Origin of the sequence: Pseudorhodoplanes sp., from assembly GCA_032027085.1 — a bacterium.
GTDB lineage: Bacteria > Pseudomonadota > Alphaproteobacteria > Rhizobiales > Xanthobacteraceae > Pseudorhodoplanes.
In genome coordinates, this window is the sequence record JAVSMS010000001.1 from 3,031,326 (window position 1) to 3,047,693 (window position 16,368).

The 16,368-nt window shown below is 62.2% G+C and carries 14 protein-coding genes; 11 read left to right on the forward strand and 3 right to left on the reverse strand.

Features of this window, described 5'->3' with window-relative positions; genetic code table 11:
- The first annotated feature begins 49 nt into the window (after positions 1-49).
- From RO009_14630 to RO009_14670, 9 genes are all read left to right on the forward strand, one after another.
- Positions 50-1,171, forward strand: coding sequence for an ABC transporter substrate-binding protein (locus tag RO009_14630; GenBank protein MDT3686267.1), 1,122 nt, complete (start codon positions 50-52; stop codon positions 1,169-1,171).
- Positions 1,172-1,237: 66 nt separating this feature from the next.
- Entirely contained in the window at positions 1,238-2,110 is an 873-nt protein-coding gene (locus tag RO009_14635) for a branched-chain amino acid ABC transporter permease (GenBank protein ID MDT3686268.1), read from the forward strand.
- Positions 2,107-3,057 (forward strand): branched-chain amino acid ABC transporter permease, encoded by a 951-nt coding sequence (locus RO009_14640; GenBank protein MDT3686269.1) that lies wholly within the window; start codon positions 2,107-2,109, stop codon positions 3,055-3,057. Before RO009_14635 ends, RO009_14640 begins: the two co-directional genes overlap by 4 nt.
- Positions 3,054-3,836, forward strand: coding sequence for an ABC transporter ATP-binding protein (locus RO009_14645; protein MDT3686270.1), 783 nt, complete (start codon positions 3,054-3,056; stop codon positions 3,834-3,836). The genes RO009_14640 and RO009_14645 overlap by 4 nt, the downstream gene beginning before the upstream one ends.
- Positions 3,829-4,530, forward strand: coding sequence for an ABC transporter ATP-binding protein (locus tag RO009_14650; GenBank protein MDT3686271.1), 702 nt, complete (start codon positions 3,829-3,831; stop codon positions 4,528-4,530). The genes RO009_14645 and RO009_14650 overlap by 8 nt, the downstream gene beginning before the upstream one ends.
- Positions 4,531-4,620: 90 nt before the next feature.
- Positions 4,621-5,037: a LysR family transcriptional regulator gene (locus RO009_14655; GenBank protein MDT3686272.1), complete on the forward strand. Its 417-nt coding sequence runs from the start codon at positions 4,621-4,623 to the stop codon at positions 5,035-5,037.
- A gap of 13 nt (positions 5,038-5,050) precedes the next feature.
- Positions 5,051-7,789, forward strand: coding sequence for a molybdopterin-dependent oxidoreductase (locus tag RO009_14660; protein MDT3686273.1), 2,739 nt, complete (start codon positions 5,051-5,053; stop codon positions 7,787-7,789).
- The gene (locus RO009_14665) at positions 7,786-9,381 is read left to right on the forward strand and encodes a 4Fe-4S dicluster domain-containing protein (protein MDT3686274.1); all 1,596 of its coding nucleotides are present in this window, start codon (positions 7,786-7,788) and stop codon (positions 9,379-9,381) included. Before RO009_14660 ends, RO009_14665 begins: the two co-directional genes overlap by 4 nt.
- Before the next feature lie 49 nt (positions 9,382-9,430).
- Positions 9,431-10,771 (forward strand): phenylacetate--CoA ligase, encoded by a 1,341-nt coding sequence (locus tag RO009_14670; protein ID MDT3686275.1) that lies wholly within the window; start codon positions 9,431-9,433, stop codon positions 10,769-10,771.
- A gap of 106 nt (positions 10,772-10,877) precedes the next feature.
- Here RO009_14670 and RO009_14675 read toward each other — a convergent pair whose 3' ends face one another.
- Genes RO009_14675 through RO009_14685 form a run of 3 tightly spaced genes read right to left on the reverse strand, consistent with a single transcriptional unit; the run spans position 10,878 to position 13,956 of the window.
- Complete coding sequence (locus RO009_14675) at positions 10,878-11,402, reverse strand: ferritin family protein (protein MDT3686276.1); 525 nt, start codon at positions 11,400-11,402, stop codon at positions 10,878-10,880.
- Positions 11,399-12,235 (reverse strand): 2-oxoacid:ferredoxin oxidoreductase subunit beta, encoded by an 837-nt coding sequence (locus tag RO009_14680; protein MDT3686277.1) that lies wholly within the window; start codon positions 12,233-12,235, stop codon positions 11,399-11,401. Before RO009_14680 ends, RO009_14675 begins: the two co-directional genes overlap by 4 nt.
- Entirely contained in the window at positions 12,235-13,956 is a 1,722-nt protein-coding gene (locus RO009_14685) for a 2-oxoacid:acceptor oxidoreductase subunit alpha (GenBank protein ID MDT3686278.1), read from the reverse strand. The genes RO009_14680 and RO009_14685 overlap by 1 nt, the downstream gene beginning before the upstream one ends.
- A gap of 167 nt (positions 13,957-14,123) precedes the next feature.
- Between RO009_14685 and had the strand changes: the two genes are divergently transcribed.
- Positions 14,124-15,197 carry a 6-hydroxycyclohex-1-ene-1-carbonyl-CoA dehydrogenase gene (gene had, locus RO009_14690; GenBank protein ID MDT3686279.1) on the forward strand — a complete coding sequence of 358 codons (1,074 nt, stop codon included), beginning with the start codon at positions 14,124-14,126 and terminating at the stop codon, positions 15,195-15,197.
- An 8-nt stretch (positions 15,198-15,205) separates the two neighbouring features.
- Positions 15,206-16,366: a 6-oxocyclohex-1-ene-1-carbonyl-CoA hydratase gene (gene oah, locus RO009_14695; protein ID MDT3686280.1), complete on the forward strand. Its 1,161-nt coding sequence runs from the start codon at positions 15,206-15,208 to the stop codon at positions 16,364-16,366.
- The last annotated feature ends 2 nt before the right edge of the window (positions 16,367-16,368 follow it).

Consider the following 16,368-nt stretch of genomic DNA (forward strand, 5'->3'; position numbering starts at 1 on the left):
GTTAGCGATGAAGAGACTGCATAAATTTGCCGCTGCCACCGGCATCGGCATGCTCGCGTTTTTTGGCGCCGGTCATGACGCCGATGCTCAAGTCAAGATCGGGGCCGTTCTCTCGGTGACCGGTCCGGCATCGTTTCTCGGCGATCCTGAAAAGAAAACGCTGGAAACTTATGTCGAGGAGATCAACGCCAAGGGCGGCGTCAACGGCCAGAAGCTGCAACTCGTAATCTATGATGACGGCGGCGACGCCAACGCGGCCCGCACCTTCGCCACGCGCCTTGTGGAAGAAGATAAAGTGATTGCGATGGTCGGCGGCACCACCACCGGCGCGACCATGGCAATGATCCCGGTATTCGAGGAAGCGCAAGTGCCCTTCATTTCGCTTGCCGGCGCCATCCAGATCATTCAGCCGGTGCGCAAATGGGTGTTCAAGACGCCGCACACCGACAAGATGGCCTGCGAGAAGATCTTCGCCGACCTCAAGAAGCGCAACCTGACCACAATTGCAATGATCTCGGGCACGGACGCATTCGGCAAGTCGATGCGCGATCAATGCGTGGCGGTGGCGCCGAAGAGCGGCATCACCATCGCGCATGAGGAGACCTACGGTCCGCGCGACAGTGATATGACGCCGCAACTCACCAATATCCGCAACAAGGCGGCCGTGAAGGCGGTGGTCAATCCCGGCTTCGGCCAGGGGCCGGCGATCGTGACGCGCAATTATCGCCAACTCGATATCAAGCTTCCGCTGTATCAGAGCCATGGCGTTGCCTCGAAGCAGTTCATCGATCTCGCAGGTCCTGCCGCGGAGGGCGTGCGTCTGCCGGCAGCGGCGCTGCTCGTGGCCGACAAGCTGGCCGACAAGGACCCGCAGAAGAAAGTGGTCGTGGACTATTCGCGCAAATACCAGGAGAAGACGAAGCAGTCGGTCTCGACCTTCGGAGGTCATGCCTATGACGGCCTGATGATCCTCGTCGGGGCAATGCAACGCGCCAAGACTGCCGATAAGGCCAAGATCCGCGACGAGATCGAGAAGACCAAGGGTTACGTCGGCACCGGCGGAATCGTGACGATGTCTCCGACCGACCACATGGGTCTTGATCTGTCCGCCTTCCGGATGCTGGAAATCAAGAAGGGTGATTGGACCCTGGTGCCTGAGTCAGGTTCCTGAACAATCGGAAAACGGCGGCGCTAACGCGCCGCCGTTTTCGCAAGTACCACCAAGGAGCGCGAAACGGTGGCCGATTTCCTGCAGTTTCTGTTTTCAGGTCTGACTGTCGGTGCGGTCTATGCGCTGGTCGCGCTTGGCTTCACGCTGATCTACAACGCGTCCGGGATTATCAACTTCGCGCAGGGCGAGTTCGTCATGCTGGGGGGGATGTCGACCGTTTTCCTTGCGCTTGCCGGTGTCCCGCTGCCGCTGGCGGCGCTGCTGGCGGTAGCAGGCACCGTGCTGGTCGGCCTGGCTCTGCATCGTTTCGCCATTGAGCCGACGCGAGGTGCCGATGCCGTGACGCTGATCATGATCACGATCGGCGCATCGATCTTCCTGCGCGGCGCAGCGCAGGTCGTGTTTGACAAGCGGTTCCACAGTCTTCCGCATATGCTCGGTAACGAGCCGGTGCGACTCGGCGGGGCCGCCATCCTGCCGCAAAGCCTGATCGTGCTCGCAGGCGGCTCCCTGGTCGTGGTGCTGCTCTGGCTGTTCATTGACCGGACGCTGTTCGGCAAGGCCGTGATTGCCACAGCCACCAACCGGCTGGCGGCGCGGCTCGTCGGCATCAACACGAGTCACATGGTCGCGTTTTCGTTCGCGGTCTCGGCGGCGATCGGCGCGCTTGCGGGCATTCTGGTCACGCCGATCACACTGACGAACTACGACGTCGGCACGCTGCTGGCGTTGAAGGGATTTGCCGCGGCCATGCTCGGCGGCATCGGATATGCCCTGGGCGCCGTGGTCGGCGGCCTGCTGCTTGGCCTGCTCGAGGCCCTGAGCGCCGGCTATCTGTCGTCGCAATACAAGGACGCTGTCGCGTTCCTGGTCATCCTGCTTGTGTTCTTCGTCATGCCGCATGGGCTTCTCGGGCGCGCCAAGGTTGAACGGGTATGATCGCGCTCAGATTCATCGATAGCCGCTATACGCCGCTCGTTTGCGTGACGGCGTTGGTGCTGCTCTTGCCGCTTATTTTTCCGTCCGGCTTTTACTATCGCATCGGCGCCCTGGTTTTCATTTTTGCGCTGGCTGCGGTCGGTCTCAATCTGCTGATGGGATTTGCCGGACAGGTCAGCCTGGGACATGCGGGATTCATCGGCATCGGCGCCTATATGGCAGCGATAGGGCCGACATATCTGAATATTCCGTCGTGGCTCTGCATCCTGGCCGGCGCCGGCGTCTCCGGCCTGGTTGCCTTCATCGTCGGCCGGCCGATCCTGCGCCTGAGCGGCCATTATCTTGCGGTCGCGACCTTGGGTTTCGGCCTCCTGATTGCCATCGTGTTGACCAACGAAGCGGCCTGGACCGGCGGTCCCGACGGCATGTCGGTGCCGCGGTTGATCGTGCTCGGCTGGCCGGTGCGAGGCTCCGAGGTCTGGTACTGGGTCTCCGCCGCGACGCTGATCATCGGCGTTGCTCTTGCGCTAAATCTGGTGGACAGCCCGACCGGGCGGGCCCTGCAGGCGATCCATGACAGCGAGATTGCGGCGCGCGTCGTCGGCATATCGGCGGCCCGCAAGAAGCTGACCGTGTTCGTGATATCCGCAATCTATGCGTCCGTCGCAGGGTCCTATCTCGCGCTGTTCAACGGACATGTCACGCCGGATCTCGCGGGCTTTATGCGGTCGATCGAGCTTGTTGCCATGGTGGTGCTGGGCGGCATGGGCTCGGTGTTCGGCTCGATCGTGGGCGCGGCCGTCATTGTCGTGTTGCCGCAGACGCTGACAGGCTTTCATGATTACGAACAGATGGCGCTCGGTCTGATCGTGATGGGGTTCATGATCTTTCTTCGGCGCGGCATCGTGCCGACGCTGGCCATGAAGCTCGCGGGGCGGGCCGCATGAGCATTCTCGAAATCGAAAGACTCTCCGTTATTTTCGGCGGCGTTCGCGCCATCGATCAGGTCAACATTTCGATTCCGCCGGGTTGCGTTTTCTCCATCATCGGCCCGAACGGCGCCGGAAAGACCACGCTGTTCAACACCATCTCCGGTATCTACCAGCCGGCCGAAGGAGAAATACGGCTTGCCGGCGAGACCGTCACCGGCCTTGAACCCGACCAGTTGGCGCACCGGGGCCTCTCACGCACCTTTCAGAACCTGCAGGTGTTCTTCCGGCTGACCGCCCTGGAAAATGTGATGGTGGGGCGCAACCGGCACGAGACCACGAATGTCATCCATGACCTTCTGCGAACGCCGTCGGTCCTGCGGCAGAATCGTGCGACGCGCGAGGCTGCGCGCACCATGCTGGCGCGTGTGGGGCTCGCGGACGTCGCCGACAAGCCGGCCGGCTCCTTGTCCTACGGCGCGATGAAGCGCCTCGAGATCGCCCGCGCGCTCGCCACCGAACCGCAGGTGCTGCTGCTCGACGAGCCGGCGGCCGGATGCAATCCGGTCGAGACCGAGGAACTCGATGCTATCATCCGCTCGATCGTGCGCGACCGGATCACCGTCGTTCTCGTGGAGCATGACATGCGGCTGGTCATGAGCATTTCCGACCGCATCCATGTGCTCGCCAATGGCCGCAGCCTGGTTGAAGGCAGCGCCGCCGAAGTGCGTTCGCATCCTGACGTCATGGAAGCCTATCTCGGAAAGAAAAATGCACGCTCCCATGCGGTTGCTTGAGATCGACAATCTGTCGAGCGGGTATGGGCGTGTCACAGCCCTGCACGGAGTGTCGCTGCATATCGAAACCGGCGAGATCGTCAGCCTGATCGGCGCCAACGGTGCCGGCAAATCGACGCTGCTGCGGGCGATCAGCGGCGTGCAGCCGATCACCTCCGGTACGATCCGTTTCGAGGGACGTTCCATCGAACGGCTGCCGGCGCATGCGCGGGTCGCGCTCGGCATCGCTCAGGCGCCAGAGGGCCGGCAATTGTTCGGGCCGCTGACCGCGCGGGACAATCTCATGCTCGGCGCCTGGTCGCGGAAATCAGACGACTCCACGCCCGAACTGAACCGCATCTACGAGCTCTTTCCGATGCTGCGGGCGTTGAACCTGACCGCGGCCGGCATGCTGTCGGGCGGTCAGCAGCAGATGCTTGCGATTGGCCGCGCGCTGATGGCAAAGCCGCGTTTGCTGCTGCTCGACGAGCCGTCGCTGGGGCTCGCGCCAATTCTCGCGGATCAGATTCTGGACGCCATTGTGCGCCTGAAACACGAGGGCATCACCGTTCTGTTGATCGAGCAGAATGCGCGCGCTGCACTTGCAATCGCCGATCGCGCCTATGTCCTTGAAACCGGCCGGCTTACCGCAAGCGGAACCGCCGCCGAGATCGCATGCGATGAACGGATGCAGCAATCCTATCTTGGCGTATGATGCCCGCCAAGCAAGGGCTTGACCCTGATCAAGTCGGAATTAGCATCACAGCGATAACGTTATTCTGCTTCTCATCGTCCGGAGGTATTGATGAAAGAAAGCCTGCGCGCCGGAGTTTCTGAGTCAAGGCGCTTTGTCGTCGACAAGGATCGGACCATTGGATTCATGGGAGAGGAGGGCCGCGTCTACGCCACTCCCTCTCTCGTTCGCGACATTGAGCAGACCTGCCGCGACTTTCTGATCGCGCATGCCGATCCGAACGAAGACTCCGTCGGAATGGAAGTGTCCGTCCGGCATCAGGCGCCGACGCTGCCCGGCATGACCGTCGAGATCACGGTAACCGTTGCGGCGGTCGAGGGCCGCAAGGTGACGTTCGACGTCGTTGCGCGTGATGACGTCGAGCCGATTGCAGATGGCCGCCATACCCGGTTTGTCGTCGATGTCAGCAAGACCCTGGAGCGCCTGAAGGCGAAAGCGGCCAGACACGCAGCCGCGACTGTTGCATGAGATTGGGCGAGATATGGCGCAGGCCAAGCAGAGCCCCGAAAAATTCGTTTCGACCTATTGCTATCAGTGTGTCGCAGGTCCGGACCTTCTGAAGGTCCGCGTCGAAAATGGCGTGGCGACACAGGTCGTTCCGAATTTTTCCGCTGCCGAGATTCATCCCGCCGGTGGCAAGGCTTGCGTCAAGGCCTTCGGTCTCATTCAAAAGACTTACAATCCACATCGCGTCCTGCAGCCGATGAAACGCACCAACCCGAAGAAGGGGCGGGGCGAGGATCCGGGCTTTGTCCCGATTTCATGGGACGAGGCGCTCGATCTTGTTGCCGAAAAACTGCGCGCCGTGCGGGCGGCCGGATTGCTGGATGAGGCCGGCTATCCGCGCGTCGCGGCAAGCTTCGGCGGCGGCGGAACGCCGACGGCTTATATGGGAACATTGCCTGCATTCCTGGCGGCGTGGGGCCCCGTCGACATGAGCTTCGGCAGCGGCCAGGGCGTTAAGTGCTATCACTCTGAACATCTTTACGGCGAACTCTGGCACCGCGCCTTCACCGTTTCACCGGATACGCCGCTCTGCGACTATCTGATTTCGTTCGGCGCGAATGTCGAGGCCTCCGGCGGAGTCTGCGGTGTCAAGCGCCACGCCGATGCCCGCAAGCGCGGCATGAAGCGCGTGCAGATCGAGCCGCATCTGTCAGTCACCGGTGCCTGTTCGGCGGAATGGGTTCCGATCAAGCCGAAGACCGACGCGGCATTCATGTTCGCGATGATCCATGTCGTGCTGCATGAGCAGCCGCGCGAACGCCTGGACCTGAACTTTCTCAAGCATCATAGCTCGTCGCCTTATTTGATCGGGCCGGGCGGCTTCTACTTGCGCGATCCGCAGACGCGCAAGCCGCTGGTGATGGATGCAAAGAGCGCGCAGCCGGTCGTGTTCGATACGCCCGGCATCGAGCCTGCACTCGAAGGCGAGTTCACGGTCGATGGCATCGAGGTCGGTCCCGACCAGGAGATCGTGACGCATCGCGGCGTATCGGTGCAGCCGGCCTTCGCGCATCTCGTTACGCATGTGGGCGGCTATTCGCCGGAATGGGCCTCGGCCATCTGCGATGTCCCGGCAAAGACGATCCGCCGCATCTCCAATGAATTTCTCGATCACGCCCGCGTCGGCGAAACGATCGAGATCGAGGGCGAGACGCTTCCGTTGCGTCCCGTGGCCATCTCTCTCGGCAAGACGGTGAATAACGGCTGGGGCGGCTATGAATGCTGCTGGGCGCGCACATTGCTTGCCTGTCTTGTCGGCGCTCTGGAGGTGCCTGGCGGCACGCTCGGCACCACGGTGCGCCTGAACCGGCCGGCCGACAATCGCTGGTCGAGCGTGAAGCCCGGCCCGGACGGATTCATGGAATACCCCATGAATCCGACGAGCAAGGAGGAATGGGTTTCACGCCCTCCGGTCCGCAGCGCACATCGCACCTTGGTGCCGCTGGTCGCGAATTCCGCCTGGAGCCAGGCGCTCGGACCGACGCATCTCGCCTGGATGATGCAGGACGAGGATTTCGACAAACTGCCGCATGCCACGCCGCCGGACGTCTGGTTCGTCTATCGCACCAATCCGGGGATCTCGTTCTGGGATACGCGCGCTGTCGGACAGGCGATGGCGCGTTTTCCCTTTGTCGTCTGCTTCGCCTATACGCACGACGAAACCAACCATATGGCCGATGTGCTGCTGCCGGACTGCACCGATCTGGAAGGTCTGCAGCTCCTGCGCATCGGTGGCACCAAATATGTCGAGCAGTTTTGGGACTATCAGGGATTCGCGTTGCGCGATCCGGTCGCCGGTGCGCAGGGCGAGGCGAAGGATTTCACCTGGATCGCGACCGAGCTCGCGCACCGCACCGGTCTTCTGGAAGCTTATAATGGAGCTATCAATCGCGGCGCCGCCGGCGTGAAGCTGAGCGGGCCAAATTTCGATTTCTCGCTTGACCCGACGAAGGTCCACGACGTCGAGACCATCTGGGATGCGAGCTGCCGCGCGGCCAGCGCCGAACTGACGGACGGCGAGGCAACCGAAGGCCTCGACTATTTTCGCGAGAAGGGATTCCGTGTGAAGCCGTTTCCACGGCTGCAATGGTATCTCTATCCCAAGCTCGTCGCTTCCGGCCTGCGCTTCGAGCAGCCATATCAGGAGCGGCTGTTCCGCATCGGCAAGGAACTCGGCCGACGGCTGCATGAGCAGGGGATCACCTGGTGGGACCGCCAACTCGAAGAATACGAGCCGCTGCCGCATTGGCGGGATCTTGGCGGTCTGTGGGAGGGGGCGCTCGCGCGGCACTTCAAGGTTCAGATCGAGGACTTCCCGTTCTGGCTGATCACCGCGCGCAGCATGCAGTATTCCTGGGGCGGCAATGTCGGCATCCAGCTCATTCATGAGCTTGCTGGCAATGTCGCGGGCCACGGCAACGTCGTCATGAACCGTGCGGCGGCAACAGCGCTCGGCATCGCCGACGGCGACCGGGTCGAAGTGCGCTCGCCGCTCAATCACACCAAAGGCCGTGTTTTGCTGAGCGAAGGCATCCGGCCGGACACCATTCTGATGATCGGGCAGTTCGATCACTGGGCGACGCCGTTCGCCAAGGATTTCGATGCTCCGAGCATGAACGCGCTGATGCCGATGCTGCTCGACCTGACCGACGCCACCGGCTCAAGCGCCGATCTGGTCAAGGTGAAGGTCACGCCTTTGCGAGGCGCGTCATGACGCGCTGGGCGATGCTCGCCGATCTTGATCGCTGCGTCGGCTGCCAGACCTGTGTCGCGGCCTGCCGTCACGCCAACGCGACATCGCCGGCCGTGCAATGGCGCAAGGTGCTCGACATCGAGTCGGGAAGCTATCCGGATACGCGCCGGACCTTCGTGCCGGTCGGCTGCCAGCATTGCGACGACCCGCCCTGCATGCATGTCTGTCCGTCGACCGCAACGCGCAAGCGTCCCGACGGCATTGTCACGATCGATTACGATCTCTGTATCGGCTGCGCCTATTGCGACGTGGCGTGTCCCTATCAGGCGCGGTTCAAGATTGACGCGCCGCGTTTCGCCTATGGTCAGACGCCGACGGCCAATGAAATCGAGCGCGAAGATCCCGATATGATCGGAGTCGCGCAAAAATGCACATTTTGCGTAAACCGCGTCGATGCAGGTCTCGAACGCGGCCTGACGCCGGGCATGGATCCGGAGGCGACACCGGCCTGCGTGAATTCCTGCATCGCCGGTGCCCTGCATTTCGGCGATGTCGACAATCCCGACAGCAATGTCTCGCAATTGCTGGCCACCCAGGCGCATTTCCGCATGCATGAAGACGTCGGGACCGGCCCGCGCTTCTACTATCTGTGCAGCGATGCGGAGCAATCCGAGGGATCTGGTGCGGAACTGGTTGCGCAGGCGGCCTCGGAAGCGGGGCGGTTGCGTGCGCAGGGCGTCGAACCGACGCATCAGAAGCACTGGGACTGGAAGGCCGCCGGCAATTTCATGTGCGGTGGCGCCGGCACCGGGCTGTTTGTCTTTGCGGCGCTGGCCGGCCTGCAGGAACTGTCTGCCGGCTGGCTGGGCGTTGTGGCATTGGCGCTGGTCGCGGCCGGACTATTTTTGGTGCTGCTCAAGATCGGACGACCTTGGCGCGCGCTGAACGTGCTGCGCCAGCCGCAACGGTCATGGATGGCACGGGAGGCATGGATCGCCGCCGTGCTCTTTCCCGCTGCGCTAGCCGGGCTTTGGTTCGGCAACCTGCCTCTGATCGCACTCGCGGCCATCTCGGCTCTGCTCTTCCTCTACGCGCAGGCCATGATTCTGAAAGAGGCGAAGGGCATCCCGGCCTGGCGCGAGCCGTTGATCGTGCCCCTGATCGTGTCCACCGGGCTTGCGGAAGGAGGCGGTCTGTTCCTGGCGACGCTGCCGTTCATATCGGCACTGAAGCCGCTGGGCGAAACAGCTGCACTTGCGGTGATCATGCTGGTGGTTTTGCGCAGCGTGGCATGGCGCGCTTATCTGTCCGCGCTCAAGTCGAGCGGCGCGCCCGCGCGCGCATTGGATTGTCTCTTGTCCTTCCGCGTCGAGTTTCTCGTCTTCGGACTAATCCTGCCCGTCACGTCTGTCGCCGTCGGATTCGTCTCGGGCGATACCGGACCTATTCTATTCGCGTTGGCCGGCCTCGCGGTGTTTGTCGAAGGCTGGCGCCTTAAGCATCGGCTCATCACCCGCGCGGGCTTCAACCAGGGCTTTGCGCTGAAGCACGTTCCGACGCGCGGCGCCGATCGTTCCGGCGGCGCGGTCAAGCCAGGATGGCGGTTTTCATAACGCGCCGCCGAGGCGGCCGCATAATGACTGAATTTGGGGAGATCATGTGATGAACCTGCAGGCGAAGATGCGTGATACCGAGACGTTCATGTTTGAGCGGCCGGTTGAAACAATGCCGCGCGAGGCGCTCGGCGCGCTTCAGCTCAAGCGGCTGAAGGCTGTTCTGGAATATGCATATGCCAATGTGCCGCGCACCAAACAGGCATTTGACGCGGCCGGCGTAAGACCGGAGGACTGCAAAACCCTGGCCGATATTGCCCGCTTTCCATTCACAATAAAAACCGACCTGCGCGACCATTATCCGTTCGGACTGTTCGCGGTGCCGCGGACCAAGCTGGCGCGCCTGCATGCGTCGTCCGGCACCACCGGTAAGCCGACCGTGGTCGGCTATACGCATGGCGACTTAAAGAACTGGGCCGACCTGATGGCGCGCTCATTGGCCTGCGGCGGCGCGGTTCCAGGCGACGTCGTTCACAATGCCTATGGCTACGGCCTGTTCACAGGCGGACTCGGCGCGCATTACGGCGCCGAACGGCTCGGTTGCACGGTCGTGCCCATCTCCGGTGGCGGGACCGAGCGGCAGGTTAATCTGCTGCAGGACTTCAGTGCGAATGTGCTGTGCTCAACGCCGTCCTACGCTCTGAATATCGCCGAGGTGGCCGAGAGCATGGGGCATGATCTGCGCCAGTCGACCTTGCGCCTCGGCATGTTCGGTGCGGAGCCCTGGAGCGGGGCGATGCGCGAGGATCTGCAGCAGCGGCTTGGAATCCAGGCGATCGACATTTATGGCCTGTCGGAAATCATGGGCCCTGGCGTCGCCTGCGAATGCCATGTGGTGCAGGACGGCCTGCACGGCTGGGAAGACCATTTCCTGTTCGAGGTCGTTGATCCGAAAACCCTGCAGCCGCTGCCGGTCGGCGAGACCGGTGAACTGGTCATCACCACGCTGACCAAGGAAGCGTTGCCGATGATCCGCTACCGCACGCGCGACATCACGCGGCTCAGCGACGAGCCCTGCCGTTGCGGCCGCACGCATATCCGGATTATGCGAGTCACCGGCCGCGACGACGACATGCTGATCATCCGCGGCGTCAATGTCTATCCGTCGCAGATTGAGGCCGTTCTCGTCGGATTCTCGGGATTGTCGCCGCATTATCAGATTGTGCTGACGCGTGAGGGCGCGCTCGACACCATGACCGTCGAGGTGGAGGAAACCCCCGAGGCGAAGGCGGCGAACACCGATACGCGCCGAAAGGCGGACGAGGTTCGCCATCACATCAAGTCGCTGGTTGGTGTGACGTGCAAGGTGGTGGTGAAGGCGCCCGGCGAGGTGCCGCGCTCGGAGGGCAAGGCGATCCGGGTCAAGGACCTGCGCAATAAACCGCGCTGAAAACCGGACCATGATCCGATTCAATTGAATCGGATCATGGTCTCAGATTTTTTGATTGCTCTCGCATTGTTACGGCGAACCGGTTTCCACTTCGCCGGATTACGCTTTATTCCTGCGAGATCGGGGGATCGGTGTCCTGCGCCCAGCCGCTGGGCGGCGGCGGGTATTTTCGCAACAGCCGGTGCACCAGATTGACGTGCTCGGCCTCTTCTTCCACGAATTCCTCGGCCATTTTCCGGACCTTCGGATCCTTCGCCGTCTCGACGATGCGGCTGAAGAAGGAGAGGGCGCGCTTTTCGCCGGCCAGCGCCAGTTGCAGCGCATGCCAGGGCGTCATCATGTAGTGGGCCGCTGATAAATCGGCTTCCTCGGGGCTCTCGCCGCGCCGCCAGCCGCCGATCCGCGCGGCATGGGCGACGACGTCGATTTCGCCGGCCTGCTGGCGAATTTCTTCGGCATGAAGGCCTTCAGCCCTGGCAAGATCGCGGAAGACCGCCACCAGCTCCGGGTTGTTGTGCACTTCCATCTGATCGGCGAGCAGACGATAGCGTTCGACTGCGTCGATTTCGAGTTGGTAGGCGGCGCCGAACAGATCCGCCAAGGTCTCAATAGTCGGCGCGCCTTCCTTCATTGCTCGAACTCCTTCTCGAGCTCGGACGGGTCGATCGTCTCGCTGCAGATTTCCGGGCTGTAGGGACGGCGATCACCGCGATAAAGAACACCGATATTGAAGCCGTCATCGGTCATGATCCGCCGTGCCGCCCGCGCCGGGTCGTTGGTGGCGGCCACCGGCGCCGGATGGACAAGGTTCTTCCATTCCTTCTCGTCCGGCCGGAAGGTCACGCAGGGGCTCAGGATTTCCACGAAGGAAAAGCCAGGATGCTTGATTGCTTCCAACAGGATGTCGGCGGTCTGGTTCGGCTCGCCGGAGAAACAGCGGGCGATGAAGTTGGCGCCCGATGCCAGCGCGATGACGAGCGGATGGAAGGGGCGCAGACCCGTGCCGCCGGGCGACATTGCGGTGTCGAACTCCGGTTCGGTTGTGGGAGACGGCTGGCCCTTCGTCATGCCGTAAATGTGGTTGTCCATCACCACATAGGTCATGTCGACGTTGCGCCGGCAGGCATGCAGGAAGTGGTTGCCGCCGATCGAATAACCGTCGCCGTCACCGCTCGCCACAACAACGGTCAGGTCCGGTCGCGTCACTTTCAGGCCGGCGGCCAGCGCAAGCGAGCGGCCATGCACGCCATGGAAACCATAGCAGCTGGTATAGGCGGGAATGCGGGAGGAGCAGCCAATTCCCGAGATAACGGCGATCTGCTCAGGCGGCACTCCGAGCTGGGCGAAGGCACGCGTGAACGACATCAGCACGTGATAGTCGCCGCAGCCGGGGCACCAGACCGGCTTTACGTCTGATTTGTAGTCGGTCGGTTTGCAGGCAAGCTGTCTGTCGACGATTGACATCACGCACTCCATTCCATGATTGCACGATGAATTTCACCCGGTTTGATTGTCAAAGGTCCGGGCCGATTGAGCACGCGAACCGAAGCCGGTAAATCGTAGTGCGCGCGGAGATAATGGTAGAACTGAGCGCCGTGTGTCTGTTCGACGATCAGGACTCGAGATTTCCCTTTCAGAGCCGCGGCGAAAGCCTCAGGCTGAATAGGAGAGAGGAGACGAGGCGCAATAAGTGCGACATCGACGCCATCGCTAGCGGCGCGGCCAATCGCTTCTCGCGCTGCTCCGGTCAGTGAGCCCCATGTGATGATTGCGAGGTCTCCGTCACCTTCGATGGTTGCCCAGTGGTCGCCATAGACAAACTGCTGAAGTTTGTCTTGCCGCTTATCGAGTTGCGCCTGGTGGTCGGCCGCCGAACTCGTAGGAATGCCCCGCTCAGTATGGGTGAGACCGTCCGCCGTGTATTGGCCGCCGGGTGTGCCGGGAATCGCCATGGGCGACACGCCGCCGGCGGCGAGCGCGTAGCGTTTGTATCCTTCGGCGAATTCAGTGGCGCGCGTGCGGCGTCCGATGAATGCGACGTCCGCGGGACGATCAATTGCCGCACGCGCCTGTCCGACAAACTGGTCGGATAGAACAATGGCCGGCGTCTGCAGGGTTTCCGCAAGATAGGTCGCCCATTGCGTGGTGAACAGGCAATCGGCGACAGATTGCGGGGCCAGCACCAGATGTGGCGCGTCGCCGTGCAATCCATAGATGGCGATATTGAGATCAGCCTGCTCGGACTTGGTAGGGATGCCGGTTGAAGGTCCGCCGCGCATAACATCGATCACAACAACCGGTATCTCGGAAGCAGTTGCAAGCCCGAGCGCCTCGATCATCAGTGAGAGGCCAGGACCGGATGTCGCGGTCAAGGAGGGCGTTCCGCCGAAGGATGCGCCAATGATCATGTTGATGGCGGCAAGTTCGTCTTCAGCCTGCAGCAGCGTTCCGTTGACCCTGGGCAGATTCGGAGCCAGCCATTCGAGGATTTCAGTTGCCGGCGTGATCGGATAGGCCGCGGCAAAACGCACGCCGCCGCGAATGGCACCAAGTGCAGTGGTCTCGTTGCCAGACGCGAGCCAACGTTGCGCCGATGTCGGCTTGGGCGGTGCCAGGCGAAGGCCAAGAACGAGATCGGCGGCAGCCGCAAATCCGGCTTTCAATCCGGCTCGGCTCGACTCGATGGCAAGTTGTCCTTTACCCGCCAGCTGCTTTTGAAGCAGATCCGACAAAAGCTCTTCGCTCATCCCGAGCAGCTTTCCGGCGATCCCGAGCGCGATCATGTTGGGGCGCCCGTCGGTGATCGCCTTGGCCATGTCCTTCATCGGAATTTCGACGAACCGGGCTCCGGCTTTGTCGATAACTGCCGGCTTTTCCCCGCCGCGCGGATCGCCGATCACAAGGCTGTCCGGGCCGAGCTCAATCTCGGGGCCGAATCGGTTGGCGTTGAGCCAATCGATGCCGATCAACAGATCGAAACGATCGGCCATGCTTTCGACCGGCCCGGCGGCGAGACGCAACAGGGCGGCCGCTTCGCCGCCGCGGATCTGCGGACCCACGGTTCGCGTCAATAGCCCCTGCCAGCCGGCCGCACTGGCCGCCTCCAGGAGCAAATTCCCCACAGTGAGAGCGCCGGCGCCTCCGCTTCCGGCAATGGCAACGGAAAGACTGGGTGTTTCCTTCATCGCAAGAACCTTTTCCTGCAGGGCCGTGGACGATATCGCCCTCGGGCGTCCAAATACGCATTGCGATACCAATTTAACCGCTCGCCAGACCTTTTTCTTGTCATAAGTCAAGGAATAGGCGCGGCCCGCAGGCAAAGTTCGCCCCAATAACTCGGCGGAGGAACGCTATGTCGCAGGCCCCAATTCGTTGGGTAATGACTGGAAAGGGCGAGCCGCTTGCTCAAACCGTGTTCGATCCTTTGCCGCTGAAAGACGACGAGGTCGTCGTCGAAGTGGCCGGCTGCGGCGTTTGCCATACCGATCTTGGTTACTATTACGACGGCGTTCGCACCAATCACGCCCTGCCGCTGGCTCTTGGTCATGAGATCAGCGGCCGCGTTATCGAGGCGGGAGCCGACGCTCTTTACTGGACCGACAAGGCCGTTGTCGTGCCGGCCGTCATCCCCTGCGGGCATTGCGACGCCTGCCGCCGTGGCAAGCCAACCATCTGTCCCAATCAGAAGATGCCCGGGAATGACATCCACGGCGGGTTCGCAACGCATGTCGTCGTCCCCGCGCACGGACTGTGTGCCGTCGACGAAGCGCGCCTGAAGAGGGCGCGGATCGGTCTTGCCGATCTCTCCGTTATCGCCGATGCCGTCACGACTCCCTATCAGGCGGTTACGCAAGCCGGCGTCACGGCGGACGATCTTGTCATCGTCAACGGAGTCGGCGGCGTCGGAGGATATGCGGTGCAAATCGCGAATGCGATGGGCGCGACCGTTGTAGCCGTCGACGTCAATGCGAACAAACTTTCCACCATTTCCGAAAACGGTGCATCGTTGACAATTGATGCGCGCGGCATGGCAGCGCGCGATCTCAAGGCGCAAATTTCAGCCTTCGCCAAGGAGCGCGGTCTGCGGCAGACCGAGTGGATCATCTTCGAATGCTCGGGGACGCGCGGCGGTCAGGAGACCGCGTTTTCGCTGCTCAATCATGGCGCAACCCTCGGGGTCGTCGGCTTCACCATGGACAAGTGCGAAATTCGTCTCTCGAACCTGATGGCGTTTCATGCGCGTGCCCTCGGCAATTGGGGTTGCGCTCCGGAGCTCTACCCGGAAGCGCTCGACCTCGTCCTCGAAGGGCGCATCAAGATCGCGCCCTTTGTCGAGAAACATCCGCTCTGTGACATCAATCGGATCTTCGAAGAAGCCCATTCAGGCGCACTGAAGCGCAGGGCGATTCTTGTCCCCCACGCATGAGGAACGCTATGAGCCTTGAAAGCATCGTTCGCCAAGCGGCCAGCCGGGAAGCCAAGGACCATGGGCTCGTGCCCGCATCTTCGCGCGAGTCGGTCGCGAAGGGAGCGGTCATCTTCGAAAAGCGGCCGGTGAAGGACCATGCCGGACAGCCGGTGGCCGGTCTCTACAATGCGTGGATCACATTGAACAATCCTGCGCAGTTCAATTCCTACACCACGGAGATGGTCAAGAGCGTGATCCTCGCCTTCCGTGAGGCGAGCGCGGCGCGCGACGTCGTCGCGGTGGTGTTCACCGGTGCGGGCGACAAGGCCTTCTGCACCGGCGGAAATACCAAGGAATACGCCGAATATTACGCCGGCAATCCGCAGGAATATCGCAGCTATATGCGGCTGTTCAACGACATGGTGTCCGCCATCCTGGCCTGCGACAAGCCCGTGATCTGCCGGGTCAACGGCATGCGCATCGGCGGCGGCCAGGAAATCGGCATGGCCTGCGATTTCACGATCGCGCAGGATCTGGCGCGCTTCGGGCAAGCCGGGCCCAAGCACGGCTCCGCGCCGATCGGTGGCGCCACCGATTTTCTCCCCGTGATGATCGGCGCGGAACGCGCGATGGCGGCCTGCGTAATGTGCGAGCCGTTCTCCGCGCACGAGGCCTATTTCATGGGGATGATCACCGACGTCGTCCCCGCTCTCAAGGTGGACGGCAAGTTCGTCGCCAATCCGACGGTCGAGACGCAGCGCATGGTCGACGAATACGGCCGCCTGGTCTTCGGCAAGCAGAAGGCGGGCGATGCGCTGAAGGCCGGCCAGGAGCTGATGAAGCGCGGCACCGTCGATCTCAGCCTGCTCGATGAAAAGGTCGAGACGATGTGCAGCAAGCTCCTCTACACCTTCCCGGACTGCACGACGAAGTCGATCGAGGAACTTCGCAAGCCGAAGCTCGATGCCTGGAACAGGAACAAGGAAAATTCCCGCGCCTGGCTTGCGCTCAACATGATGACGGAAGCGCGCGCCGGCTTCCGCGCCTTCAATGAAGGTACGCGTGAGACCGGCCGGGAGATCGATTTCATCGGTCTGCGCCGGGCACTCGCGGCCAATACGCCGTGGAGCGACGAACTGACCGAAAGCGTGATGCCCGGAGCCGGGCAGCAACGTAAAGCCGGGTGAGC

Coding starts and splice junctions, on each gene's coding strand:
- RO009_14645 (MDT3686270.1), top strand. CDS start 3,054: ATGAGCATTCTCGAAATCGAAAGACTCTCCGTTATTTTCGGCGGCGTT.
- RO009_14685 (MDT3686278.1), bottom strand. CDS start 13,956: ATGAAGGAAACACCCAGTCTTTCCGTTGCCATTGCCGGAAGCGGAGGC.
- RO009_14660 (MDT3686273.1), top strand. CDS start 5,051: ATGGCGCAGGCCAAGCAGAGCCCCGAAAAATTCGTTTCGACCTATTGC.
- RO009_14665 (MDT3686274.1), top strand. CDS start 7,786: ATGACGCGCTGGGCGATGCTCGCCGATCTTGATCGCTGCGTCGGCTGC.
- RO009_14655 (MDT3686272.1), top strand. CDS start 4,621: ATGAAAGAAAGCCTGCGCGCCGGAGTTTCTGAGTCAAGGCGCTTTGTC.
- RO009_14675 (MDT3686276.1), bottom strand. CDS start 11,402: ATGAAGGAAGGCGCGCCGACTATTGAGACCTTGGCGGATCTGTTCGGC.
- RO009_14640 (MDT3686269.1), top strand. CDS start 2,107: ATGATCGCGCTCAGATTCATCGATAGCCGCTATACGCCGCTCGTTTGC.
- oah (MDT3686280.1), top strand. CDS start 15,206: ATGAGCCTTGAAAGCATCGTTCGCCAAGCGGCCAGCCGGGAAGCCAAG.
- RO009_14670 (MDT3686275.1), top strand. CDS start 9,431: ATGAACCTGCAGGCGAAGATGCGTGATACCGAGACGTTCATGTTTGAG.
- RO009_14630 (MDT3686267.1), top strand. CDS start 50: ATGCTCGCGTTTTTTGGCGCCGGTCATGACGCCGATGCTCAAGTCAAG.
- RO009_14680 (MDT3686277.1), bottom strand. CDS start 12,235: ATGTCAATCGTCGACAGACAGCTTGCCTGCAAACCGACCGACTACAAA.
- had (MDT3686279.1), top strand. CDS start 14,124: ATGTCGCAGGCCCCAATTCGTTGGGTAATGACTGGAAAGGGCGAGCCG.